9 protein-coding genes are annotated in these 12,449 nt (G+C 63.3%); 6 read left to right on the plus strand and 3 right to left on the minus strand.

Annotation, left to right across the window (positions count from 1 at the left end; genetic code table 11):
• Nucleotides 1-110: 110 nt before the first annotated feature.
• Nucleotides 111-1,796 (minus strand): formate--tetrahydrofolate ligase, encoded by a 1,686-nt coding sequence (locus DQ353_RS17555; RefSeq protein ID WP_113764482.1) that lies wholly within the window; start codon nucleotides 1,794-1,796, stop codon nucleotides 111-113.
• Between the two features lie 484 nt (nucleotides 1,797-2,280).
• Between DQ353_RS17555 and DQ353_RS17560 the strand changes: the two genes are divergently transcribed.
• On the plus strand, nucleotides 2,281-3,210 hold the full coding sequence (locus tag DQ353_RS17560) for a Cof-type HAD-IIB family hydrolase (protein WP_286166881.1): 930 nt from the start codon (nucleotides 2,281-2,283) through the stop codon (nucleotides 3,208-3,210).
• A 257-nt stretch (nucleotides 3,211-3,467) separates the two neighbouring features.
• Here the strand turns inward: DQ353_RS17560 and DQ353_RS21820 are convergent, their stop codons facing one another.
• Entirely contained in the window at nucleotides 3,468-3,614 is a 147-nt protein-coding gene (locus DQ353_RS21820; protein ID WP_181578474.1) for a hypothetical protein, read from the minus strand.
• A 400-nt stretch (nucleotides 3,615-4,014) separates the two neighbouring features.
• Complete coding sequence (locus DQ353_RS17565; protein WP_113764484.1) at nucleotides 4,015-5,454, minus strand: CCA tRNA nucleotidyltransferase; 1,440 nt, start codon at nucleotides 5,452-5,454, stop codon at nucleotides 4,015-4,017.
• 172 nt (nucleotides 5,455-5,626) lie between these two features.
• On the opposite strand from DQ353_RS17565, the gene DQ353_RS17570 reads away from it, so the two are divergent.
• The 5 genes from DQ353_RS17570 to trxA all read left to right on the plus strand — a co-directional run bounded on the left by DQ353_RS17570 (nucleotide 5,627) and on the right by trxA (nucleotide 11,073).
• Nucleotides 5,627-6,172, plus strand: coding sequence for an NUDIX hydrolase (locus DQ353_RS17570; RefSeq protein WP_181578475.1), 546 nt, complete (start codon nucleotides 5,627-5,629; stop codon nucleotides 6,170-6,172).
• The gene (murJ, locus tag DQ353_RS17575; protein ID WP_286166882.1) at nucleotides 6,156-7,889 is read left to right on the plus strand and encodes a murein biosynthesis integral membrane protein MurJ; all 1,734 of its coding nucleotides are present in this window, start codon (nucleotides 6,156-6,158) and stop codon (nucleotides 7,887-7,889) included. Before DQ353_RS17570 ends, murJ begins: the two co-directional genes overlap by 17 nt.
• Before the next feature lie 143 nt (nucleotides 7,890-8,032).
• On the plus strand, nucleotides 8,033-9,607 hold the full coding sequence (locus DQ353_RS17580; protein WP_113764487.1) for a hypothetical protein: 1,575 nt from the start codon (nucleotides 8,033-8,035) through the stop codon (nucleotides 9,605-9,607).
• A 109-nt stretch (nucleotides 9,608-9,716) separates the two neighbouring features.
• Entirely contained in the window at nucleotides 9,717-10,700 is a 984-nt protein-coding gene (gene trxB, locus DQ353_RS17585; protein WP_113764488.1) for a thioredoxin-disulfide reductase, read from the plus strand.
• Nucleotides 10,701-10,749: 49 nt separating this feature from the next.
• Complete coding sequence (gene trxA, locus DQ353_RS17590; protein WP_113764489.1) at nucleotides 10,750-11,073, plus strand: thioredoxin; 324 nt, start codon at nucleotides 10,750-10,752, stop codon at nucleotides 11,071-11,073.
• Nucleotides 11,074-12,449: the final 1,376 nt, after the last annotated feature.

Genomic DNA, 12,449 nt, shown 5'->3' on the forward strand with positions numbered 1-12,449 from the left:
CGCGCTCCCGGGGGCCAAATGCCGAAGCCACCACGTAGGTGGTGGCTTTGGCATTCAAGCTCGTTCTTGCCGGTTTCAAGACACGTCGCAGTTCCTGCGCTGCCGTCGCCCTATGACAGGCCCACTGCGTTTCCGTTTTCGTCGACGTCCATGCGCATGGCGGCCGGGATTTTTGGAAGGCCCGGCATGGTCATGATCGTGCCGGTGATTGCAACGATGAAGCCGGCACCGGTCTTGGGGATGAGATCCCTGACCTGCAGCGTGAATCCCTCGGGGGCTCCCAGGAGCTTGGGGTCGTCGGAGAACGAGTATTGGGTCTTGGCCATGCACACCGGAAGGTTGTCCCACCCGTTGGCGTGGATTTGTTCAAGCATCCGCATGGCCCCGGCCGAGTACTCGACTCCGTCTCCTCCGTAGATCTCGCGGACCACTGTCAGGATTTTTTCCTCGACGGGCCGATCCAATTCGTAGAGCGGGGCAAAGTTGCTCGGTGCCGCGATGGCGCGCAGGACGGCGGCGGCCAGGTCCTCGGCCCCCGCACCGCCCTGGCCCCATACATCGGCCACGGCGCATTCGATGCCGTTCGCGGCGGCCCAATCGGTGACAACCGCGAGTTCGTCGTCGGTGTCGGTGACGAACTTGTTCAGGCCGATGACCGGTTGGATCCCGAACTTCTTGATGTTTGAGGCGTGCCGGGCGAGGTTTGCCATGCCCAGGCGCACGGCCTCGACGTTTTCTTCCTTGAGACCGTCCTTTGCCACTCCCCCGTGCATCTTCAGTGCCCGGATGGTGGCCACCAGGACGACCGCGTTGGGGTCGCAACCCGCATATCGGGCCTTGATGTCCATGAACTTTTCGGCGCCAAGGTCTGCGCCGAAGCCGGCCTCGGTGACTACGATGTCGGCCAGCGAGCGTGCGGTGTTGGTGGCTATTACGGAGTTGCAGCCGTGGGCGATGTTGGCGAACGGACCTCCGTGGATGAAAGCGGGTGTGCCGGCCATGGTCTGGACAAGGTTGGGCTTGATCGCGTCCTTGAGCAGCATGGCCATGGCTCCGGCTGCGCCGAGGTCATCGACCGTGACCGGGGCCTTGCCATAGGTGTAGCCGATGGTCATGCGTCCGAGGCGGTCGCGCAGATCCTCGAGGCCGTTGGCCAGGCAGAAGACCGCCATAACCTCCGAGGCCACGGTGATCTCGAATCCCGTTTCGCGCGGGACGCCCTCGGTGGGGCCGCCAAGGCCGATGACGATGTTGCGCAGGGCGCGGTCGTTCATGTCCAGGACGCGCTTGAACGTGATGCGTCGCGGGTCAATGCCCAATGCATTGCCTTGGTGCAGGTGGTTGTCGAGCAACGCCATCAACAGGTTGTTGGCGCTGGTGATGGCGTGGAAGTCCCCAGTGAAATGCATGTTGATTTCATCCATGGGCAGGACCTGCGAATAGCCTCCGCCGGTGGCTCCGCCCTTCATGCCGAAGATCGGACCCAGGGACGGTTCGCGCAGGGCAATCATGGTCTTGGTTCCGGTGGCGGCCAGCGCATCCCCCAGGCCCACCACCATGGTGGATTTCCCTTCACCGGCAGGGGTCGGGGAAATGCCGCTGACCAAGACCACTTTTCCTGGCTTGACGCCGCGTGCCGTCAAGAGTGCCGGATCGACCTTTGCCTTGTACCGACCGTAGGCCTCGAGAGCGTCCTCCGGGATCCCCGCGGTCGCGGCGATCTCGGAAATGGGCTTGAGCACGGCCCGTGAGGCAATCGCTAGATCACTCATGTCGGTTTCTGGCGTCGCTGTCATCGTGTGTCCCCTATCTGGATTCCCGGTGTTCGGGGGATGAGGAAGACCAAGGTTTTTGGTTTTCCTTGATTCCCCTTCAAGCTATCACCGCAACGCTGTAAACGTCCTGAATGCGGGGCCGTGGGGGCCTATTCGAAACGCTCCCCCATCGGTAGGTCGGACGTCGTGTCGGCGAAAGCAAGAACCACATGGTTTCCCTCGCTGCCGGCGCTGAGACCTTGGCCTGTCGTCAGTCCGCGGCACAGGGAGCCGGCAACGTCCCTCCGGCTCCCTCTCGGGGACCGGAGCGCCTTGCCCTATCCGTCCAGAGGAAGAATTCCCCCGGAACAACGATCCGGGTGTCGAGCAGTGTGGGTTTCTTTCCTTGGCCAGGAACAGACTCGCTCCACCGGCATCCCGGTCATGGGCAACATCGATGGCGGCCGCCTGTCGGTGGATTTGCGGTGATTCAGTTCCGCAACGGTGCGATGGGAGAATGAAGAACATGACCACAACACCGCCATTTGCCTTGCTTCTCGATGTCGACGGACCGATCGCCTCGCCAGTGACCCGCGACGTCGCCCCGGAAATCATAGGGCTGCTTCTGGATCTTGCAGTCTCCGGAATTCCCGTTGTCTTCAACACGGGGCGATCGGATGATTTCATCAAGCAGCAGGTGATGGCACCCATGATCGCGGCGGGAATGGCCTCGACGTTGAAGATCCACGCGATTTGCGAGAAGGGTGCCACCTGGTTCACCTTCGATTCGACAGGCGCCGGCGAGGTGCATGTCGACCACGAGCTCGCTGTTCCGGGGCACTACTCGGATGAGATTCGGGAGTTGGTGGCTTCATCCTTTGGGTCGCACATGTTTTTTGACGAGACCAAGCGCGCCATGGTCTCGGTGGAGCAAAACATCGACGCCGACAACACCGAGTACCGGCGCGTCCAGGCGGACTTCGACGCGGCCGCACTGGAAGCGATGACTCGCCTGGGTCTTGGCGTGGAGCGCCTCGAGGTCAGCATGGCGGGCACCAACAACGGGATCGAATACCGGGTGGACCCAACCATCATTTCCACGGACATCGAATCGGTGGCACTGGGCAAGGACCTTGGTGCCAGGCGCACCCTGGACCTCTTGGCCTCCGACGGGATTGTGCCCGCAGCGTGGTTCACCGTCGGCGATTCGCGCACGGACTATGCCATGGCCGATTGGCTGGCTGCGCACGGGCACGAGGTCAGCCACGTGGATGTACGCCCGGGTGATGGCATTCCTGCCGGGAAACCATACCCCGTGCTCACGGCCAGGGATCTTGGCCTGGACGACGATGTCATTCACGACCATGCAGGGCTGGCGTTCCTGCGCCACTGGCGTGCGCAGTTGGACCCGGGCACGGTCATCGATTCGACAGAGCCAAGCGAAGCGTCCGTTTAATCGGCAAAGCCCGCCGGTGAAGCCGGCGGGCTTTGCACTGTGGGTTTCAGTTGTTTCCATGGGTCTTGCTCCTGTGTCGGTGAGTGAGCTGAATTCCGGATCGGCTGTGGATGCCCGATCCTAATTCACTCACCGCACGCGGAAGACCATGTCCATCGGAAGGTGGTTACGCAGTTCACGATCCCGGTTGTCCGGGTTGAACTGCGTCTGAAGCCAAGCCTTGTTCTTCGGCTTTCGGTTTTTTGCAGCCACGGTGGTTACCTCCCCTCGACCTTGTTGGAGGTGCGGAAGGCGGCCTGTTCGGCCGGCCGAGTGGTGCGGGCATGCAACGCTTCAGGTCCGGCGAATATTAGTTCGGCGGAGCGAGCAGCCTGGGTGGTGATCGAAGTGATCTGGGTAGACATGATGAAAGTTCCTCAAGGATTTGGTCGATTAATGACTCATCAGCCTCGGGAACTTTGAAAAGCTAGGGAAGTACTAGCAGGGCGCCATTCCGGAGGCAGGGGAAGTTGCTCGGGCGGTAAAGCCGCCGAAGCCATGACGGAGCACATAGAAGCCGTCGAAATTCATTGAATTAATCATCATTCCCACCTCCTTTTCTGGAAGAACATGCCAGAAACACCTGGCGCCAATATTGTCTATTCGATCTCGATGTCTCATTGAGACTTCTCAATCACAGGTTCCACTGTACACAACGATCCGACATTGCGCCACATCAATTTGGGAAAACTTTAAGGAAAGGGTCCCGTATCGGCGTGTCTCTTTCGACACGCCGATACGGGACCCTTCGAGGATCTGATTGGACTACTGCCCGGTTGACTCCGGCTGCTGCGCCCACCACTCGCGAAGCACGGATACCGCTTCGTCCCGGTCGATCGGGCCGTTGTCCAGGCGGCGTTCCAGCAGGAAGTTGTAGGCGCGTCCCACCACCGGGCCGGGCTTGATCTCCAACAACTCCATGATCTGCTGCCCGTCGAGGTCCGGGCGAACGGCCGCCATCTCCTCCTGCTCGCTGATCTCGACAATGCGGGCCTCGAGATCGTCGTAGGCAAAGCTGAGCCGGTCGGCCTTCTTGCGGTTGCGGGTGGTGACATCGGAACGGGTCAACCGGTGCAGGCGCTCCAGCAGGCCCCCGGCATCGTGGACGTAGCGGCGCACCGCCGAGTCGCTCCATCCGGCATCGCCGTATCCGTAGAAGCGCATGTGCAGCTCGACCAACCGGGCAACGGCCTTGATGGAGTCGTTGTCGAAGCGCAAGGCGCGCATTCGCGCCTTGACCTGTTTGGCGCCGACCACGTCGTGGTGACGGAAACTGACGGCCCCGTTGGGCTCGAACTTGCGGGTCGCCGGCTTGCCGATGTCATGCATCAGGGCCGCGAAGCGCAGCACGAAGTCGGGCCCGGGAACCGGTCCGTCGGCATCGCTTTCCAGTTCCATGGCCTGTTCGAGCACCGTCAGGGAATGCTGGTAGACGTCCTTGTGGCGGTGGTGCTCGTCGATCTCCAGGCGCAGGGCGGAGACCTCCGGGAGCACGATGTCGGCCAGCCCGGTGTCCACCAGCAGGTCGATGCCCGCGCGCGGGTTGGCGCCGTTGATGAGCTTGACCAGCTCGTCCCTGACCCGCTCGGCCGAGATGATCTTGATGCGTTCGGCCATTTCCGACATGGCGGCCCGCACGTCGGCAGCCACGTCGATCCCCAGCTGGGAGGCGAAACGCGCCGCGCGCATCATGCGCAACGGGTCGTCGGAGAAGGACATCGACGGCGCCCCGGGTGTGTGGACCTCGCCGGCGGCCAGGTCGACGGCCCCGTTGTAGGGGTCCACCAGCTCCAGGCCCGGCAGGCGAAGGGCCATGGCGTTCATGGTGAAGTCGCGGCGGTACAAATCGTCTTCGAGTTTGTCGCCGAAGGCCACGATGGGCTTGCGCGAGGACGGGTCGTACGCGTCGGCCCGGTAGGTCGTCACCTCGATGGTGTGCTGGTCCTTGCGCAAGGCGATGGTGCCGAAGGCGCGTCCCACTTCCCAGGTGGCATCCGCCCACCCGGCCACCACGGCCAGGGTTTCATCAGGGGAGGCGCTGGTGGTGAAGTCCAGGTCCGGGGACACCCTGCCAAGAAAGAGGTCCCGCACCGGGCCTCCCACCAGGGAGAGTTCAAAACCGGAGTCGACGAATCGCTGTCCCAGTTCAAAGATGACGGGGGGCAATAGTTCGGTGAGAACCTGGGGGGACGGTAGTTGCTGCATAGTTCTTTAAGGGTGCCAGACTTTCTGGATAGTGCCATGATCCCGGCCACTTCAATTCGGCGTTAGCTTCCACACGCCGCCACATCGCCGCCCCGTAACGAAGACACGAATAACACGCGGAGGCCGGGCGGGGCAAGCCACTAAGCGCCGCGGAACCGATAGAGTGGTTGCCATGGCCCATCCAGTTCCCAGCGCCCCGAAGCGCACGCCGTTGACTGCGTCAATGGCGCATGCGCAGGCGCAGGTGAGCCCCGGCCACCACCCGCTACCCACCGTGGAGGAAGTTTCGGCCGGCGGCGTCGTCATCGACACGTCACTTCCCAGCCTGCCGGTGGCCATCATTGCCCGTTACAACCGCGGCGGACGGCTCGAATGGTGCCTGCCCAAGGGACACCCCGAGGGCGTGGAAACCAACGAAGAGGCCGCGGTGCGCGAGATCGAGGAAGAAACCGGGATCGCCGGGGAGATCCTGGCACCGCTGGGCTCTGTCGACTACTGGTTCACCGTCACCAACTACCGCGTCCACAAGACCGTGCACCATTTCCTGCTGCGTGCCACGGGCGGCGAACTGACCATTGAAAACGACCCCGACCACGAAGCCGTGGACGTGGCCTGGGTTCCCCTGCTCGATCTAGGCAAACGCCTGTCCTTCCCCAATGAGCGGCGCATCGCCGATCTTGCGCGCGAAGTACTCCCCAACTATGTCCCAGGTATCTAAGCACCCCGCGCGCCCAGGCACGCCACCCAAGATCCCGCAGGCACCGGCCGAGCAACAGGCCCAACGCCAGTCCAAGGCATACGCCCTGATGGCGTCGGGCACCATGGTCTCCCGCATTCTCGGATTCATCCGCACCGCGCTGCTGGCCGTTGCCATCGGCTCGAGCACCACGATGGCCGACATCTTCGAGAAGGCGAACGTCATCCCGACGATCATCTTCATGCTGCTGGCCGGAGGCATCTTCAACGTGGTGCTGGTCCCCCAGCTCATCAAGGCCTCGAAGGCCTCCGACCGCGGATCCGCGTACACCTCCAAGTTGGTGACCCTCACCATCGTGGTGATGGGCCTGGCCACGGTGCTGCTCGTTTCCATGGCCGGGCCGCTGATCAAGGTGCTGACCCTGGATTGGACCGAACCCATGATCGCCATGGGAACCACGTTCGCGTACTGGTGCCTGCCGCAGATCTTCTTCTACGGCGTCTATGCGGTCATCGGCCAGGTGCTCAACGCCCACAACCGCTTCACCGCCTACATGTGGTCCCCGGTGGCCAACAACCTGGTGCAGATCCTCACCATCGGCACGTTCATCGTCCTCTTTGGCTCCTACGGCGGCGGGAACGACCAGCTGGATGGCTGGACGACCTCCCAGACGGTCCTGCTGGCCGGTGGAGCCACCCTGGGCATCCTCGTCCAGGCGCTGGCCCTCTTCCTGCCGCTGCGCCGCATCGGGCTGAACCTGCGCCCGGACTTTTCCTGGCGCGGCATGGGCCTGCGCCACGTGGGCAAGCTTGCCGCCTGGACCCTGGGCTCGATGATGGTCGGCAACATCGCCTCGCTGGTGAACTCCAAGTTCGTCTCCGCCGCCACCAAGGCCCGTGAGGGCATGCCCTTCGGTGGCGCCAATGTTCCCGGCGAACAGGCGCTGAACACCTCCCAGCTGATCACGGTGCTGCCACACTCGATCTTTGCCCTCACCCTGGCCACGATGCTCTTCAACGAGTTCACCAAGGCCTTCCACGAGAAGCGCCGCGGGGACATCGCACCGTTGCTCTCCCGCGGATTGCGCACCACCGCCGTGCCGATCGTCTTTGCCACGGTGGCATTCATCGTGCTGGCCGGGCCGCTGGGCCGGCTGTTTGCCGGCAGTTCCTCCACCGCGATGCTGCAGGGCGCCGCCATCGGCCAGCTGCTGCTGCTCACCACGCTGGGGCTGCCATTCAAGTCGATCCACTTCTTCATGATCCGGGTCTTCTTCGCCGAGGAGGACACCAAGACGCCCATGTTGATCCAAACGGTCATCGCCGTGCTGTGCGTCGTGCTGGCCTTCGGTGCGGTGCAGGTCCTGCCCGCGACGGAGATCGCCCGGGCCGTGGCCCTGATCTACGGGGCGACCAACGTGCTCTCCGCGGTGATCGCGCACGTTCTGGTCGTCCGCCGATACGGGGACTACGGCGTCGCCCAGGTGATCGACAGCTATGTGCGGATCGGTGTGATGGCCGCACTTTCGGGTATGGCGGGCTCCGGTGTGCTGTGGCTGCTGGGCGGATACAGCTGGGGATTTGCATGGAGTTCCATCGGTTCGGCCATGATCTCGATTGCCGTCGTCGGTTCCGTCATGGCCGTGGTCTACATCGTCTTGCTGCGGCTGATCCGCTCCGAGGAGCTGGATAATTTCCTCGGCCCGCTCGCCCGCCGGATCCCTGTGCTGCGGCGCTAGGTGCCCTGGCAAGCGGGCTTCACGTGCCCGCCGCACCGGCGACATCGGGCTTGCTCTTCACGAAATCCCATCCCCGGCCCGGTAACATGGAACGGGGCACCCATGAGGGTGCCGGCAACGCAAAGTAATCCCGGGAGGGAATCGTGTCGCAGCCCATCGACGCTGGCGCCGTGCTTGGCGGCCGCTACCAGGTGACCGAATCGGTCTTGACCTCGGCAGACGGAGACCAGGTACTCAGTGGCATCGACCAGGTGCTCAACCGTCCGGTGAGCATACTCGTCGGTTCAACGGCCAATGCCTCGCAGCTGGCCACGAGCGCGCGCGAAATCGCCACCGGTGAACGTTACGCCGCGGTGCAGGTTCTTGACCTCGGCATTTCCGAGGGCAACACCTATCTGGTGACAAACCTCGCAGAACCGGCCGACCTCCTTGACCTGGTGGTCCAGGCCGACTCGACATACGTCGAGCCGTTCTACACCGACACCCTGGGCACCGAGATCTTTGGCGTGTCCCGCTCCTCGGAGCCAGCCAGCTACGCGGACGACGCCGAGTACTACGAGGACCAGCGTGCCCAGGAAGAGCAGCGTCCGGCCATGCTGGACAGGCTTCCGGAGATCAGCCTCAACGAGAAGCTGAACAACATCAAGGGCCGTTTCACCCGCGGCAAGCAGGTCCCCCCGGCAGCAGCGCCTGTCGCGCCGCCCGCCACGGTGGGCTCGAGCACCGAACAGGCACCCGCGGTGCCCGCATCCTCGGCACCGTCGCCTGCGGTCCCGGTTGTTCCCTCCCCGGAGGCCCCCGCCCCCACCATGGCAGCGCCCGTCACTCCGCCGGCTCCGCCCGTCGCCAAGCCCGCACCCAAGGTCACCAGGATGGAGCAGCCGGGCCATGCCGAGGAGCCCGTGGTGACCTCGGCGGCGGCCCTGGCCGCGGCGCAGAAGTCCCGCGGCATCACCGTCGACGATTCGGGCCAGCGCGTGCCCTCCAGCTTCCCGGTGGCGGCCCAGTCCTATTCGGAGCCGCTTGCCGACGACTACGAGGACGAGGATGCCGGCGAGGGCGGCAAGAAGACCACGCGCCTGTTGGTCGGCGCCTTGCTCTGCGCCGTCCTGGTGCTGGCCGTCGTCTTCGCCTACAACACCCTCGGCGGAGGCAAGCCTTCGCCCGTGGCCACCGGCACCCCCACGCAGAGCGCCTCCGAATCCGGCAGTGGCAGCGGGGAGACCTCGCAGTCCCCCAGCGCCGAGGCGGTCAAGCCGAAGATCGCGGACATCACGCGCCTGGTCCCCGGAAACCAGGACCTCAACTCGGACACCGACGACACGCTGGCCAAGGCCATCGATGGCAACCCGGCGAGCCTGTACAAGTCCTATTCCTACACATCCCCACAGTTCGGCGGCCTGGCCTCCAACATGGTGTTCATCGTGGAGCTGAAGAAGCAGTCCGACATCTCCGAGATCCAGCTTGAGGGCCTCAACGGCTCCGGCGGTTCCTTCGAGATCCGCGTGGGCAAGACCAACAACCTTTCCGATGCCAAGATGGTTTCCAGCGGTTCCTTCACGGGTCCGACGGTCACCGTACCGGTCAGCGGCGAGGACGGCGCCAGCGCCCAAGGACAATACGTCTTCCTGAACGTCACCGAGCTGCCGCGCCGCGCGTCGGGAGCCAACGCCTCACGCCCGTACGGACTGCAGATCGGCGAGTTCCGCGTCTCCTAGCCGGACAGGGCCGGGAATACCACCAAGGCATTCGCTGTTATGCCGCATAGCCCCTCTTCCCCGCGGTGTGTTTGAAACAAGACCGCACTTATGAAAGGTTTGCACACCCGTGGCCACAGAAGCACAAGACGCCATCCGCAACGTCATCATCATCGGTTCCGGCCCCGCAGGCTACACCGCTGCCGTCTACACGGCCCGCGCCAACATGAAGCCCCTGGTCATCGCCGGTTCGGTGACCGCCGGCGGCGAGCTCATGAACACCACCGACGTGGAAAACTTCCCGGGCTTCCCCGAGGGCATCATGGGCCCGGACCTGATGGACAATATGCAAAAGCAGGCCGAACGCTTCGGCGCCGAGATCCTCTTTGACGACGTCACCGCCGTCGAACTGGCCGGGGACATCAAGATCGTCACCCTGGGCGACGGCACCGTGTACCGCGCCCACGCCGTGATCCTGTCCACCGGCTCCGCCTACCGCGAGATCGGGTTGCCCGACGAGAAGCGCCTGGCCGGCCACGGCGTCTCCTGGTGCGCGACCTGTGACGGCTTCTTCTTCCGCGACCAGGAAATCGCCGTCATCGGCGGTGGCGACTCGGCCATGGAGGAAGCCCTCTTCCTGACCAAGTTCGCCTCCAAGGTCACCGTGGTGCACCGCCGCGACACCCTGCGCGCCTCCAAGATCATGGCGGACCGCGCCCTGGCACACCCGAAGATCGAATTCATCTGGGACTCCGAGGTCGTCGGCATCACCGGCGAACAGAAGGTCACCGGCATGACCCTGCGCAACCTCAAGACCGACGCCCGCCAAGACGTCCCGGTCACCGGCATATTCGTGGCCATCGGCAACGACCCGCGCACCGACCTCGTCAAGGACGTCCTGGACCTGACGGACGAGGGCACCATCGCCGTCGAGGGCCGCACCTCGAAGACCAGCCTGCCGGGCGTCTTCGCCGCGGGCGACGTCATCGACTCCTCCTACCGCCAGGCCATCACGGCCGCCGGTTCGGGCTGCGCCGCGGCCCTGGACGTCGAGCACTACCTTGCCGATGTCGAAGCCGCAGCAACGGCAAACGCAGTTACAGTCTCCAACTAATTTTCTATCCCCAGCACGGGGAAGAGATCCTCTACGAAAGGTGCAGGCCATGAGCCAGACCAAAGACGTCACCGACGCAACTTTCCAGACCGAGGTCCTCGAGGCCACCAAGCCGGTCATCGTCGATTTCTGGGCCGAGTGGTGCGGACCGTGCCGCCAGTTGACCCCGATCCTCGAGCAGATCGCCGCAGAGCACGCCGAGAAGGTCGACGTCGTCAAGATCAACGTCGATGACAACCCGGCCATCGCCGCCAAGTACGGCATCACCAGCATCCCGGCCGTCTACGTCTTCCAGGGCGGCGAGCACGTTGCCACCTCCATCGGCGCCAAGCCGAAGCCCGTCCTGGAAAAGGAATTCGCAGCTTTCCTGTAAGGCACGCGACTTTTCTGTCCACTCGGTGCAGCCACTCCCTCGGGATGGCTGCACCGAGCTTTTTAAGCCCCTACCTCCCACCAGGGTGAGGTTGTTGTCCCCAACGATGGACACTGGAACAACCCGTAAGTATAAACAATGTAAATCATTTGTTTATTATTTAGCTCTCCAGAGAATTCCACATATGCCTTGATAGCATCCACGATCGAGCCGGTTACGATCACAATCGATGCTGATACATTGTTCCGCAGCTGGAAGGTTCCAGAAGATCAAAGGAACCCAGGAGAACCGTCGACATCTGGAGTATTTGATACTCCCGCCTAACCGGGCTCCACTTCGTTCATATACGAGGTGCGGAACAATTTGGCCAACGTCCGCGGCTTGCGCCGACAACCCGCTGCAAGTGAGTTTCACCGACTCGTCCTCCGCGAGTATCTGTCGCGCTCGGAGTCAAATGCCCCAGAGCCGACAAGGGGTTTGCCCCGGAAGCAGCTGGTCCATCCCCGCCTCGCCAGCTGGTTTCCCATTCCAGGGCAAGACTTGGTCCATGTTCGCGCTGCCGTTGTCGGATCTATGATCATCGCCATCTAAAATGATCAATGCCGGCTGTGTCTCCGTGGACCGACGGTTCCGGATCAACAGACCATGACTTGAAAGTCCCCCAACGCCGGCGTGGTGCCGGGGACATCCACCAATGCTGAACGGTGCCGACCTTCTTTCGCACGTTCCAGCCTCCGGAATCGGTCCAGAGGGGTTTGTGGATGTCCGTCCCATGACCGCTTCGCCGTGGAAGCCGGGACACAGTCGCCGGTTCGCCTCAAGAAACCGCGGGCAGGATTGAACCGGCCATACATGCCCAGGGCCCTGAAACGCCCATCGGATAGTCCAGGGCAAGCGGTCCATCGCCGGCGCTGCGGACTCACCGCACGGGAAAGGCCACCCGTCGACGGCCAAGTGCCTCCAGCAATGCCATTCGTGGCTCACACGGGAAATACTCGCGTTTTCCCGGGATGGTCCCCACTGGCAATATTGCTGGCTCCACAGAAGCAAATACTCAGCCGGTTTCTGGATCGTGCGACCGGATCGCTGGACCGGATCGGCCTCATGGCGCTTCCATCAACGACAGCTGCCAAATGATCCCGCATCCTCGATGCACCAGGTTGGCTTGATCGCAGGGTCGCTCGTGGAGCATCGACCGCCACCGATTAGGGCGCGGGGTCGAACCCGAAAAGGCGAGTCTCCTTGAGTGTGTCAGCGGAAGTTCTAAAGTGACCGTAGGCGGCAATCCCCGCTGACCACCAGCGGCAATTGAACTGACCACCGGCGGCAACCGGTTTTGACCACTGGCGGCAGGCTTTCCCACCCCATTTCCGGGC

The sequence above is a fragment of the Arthrobacter sp. AQ5-05 genome (genome assembly GCF_003287975.1).
GTDB lineage: Bacteria > Actinomycetota > Actinomycetes > Actinomycetales > Micrococcaceae > Paeniglutamicibacter.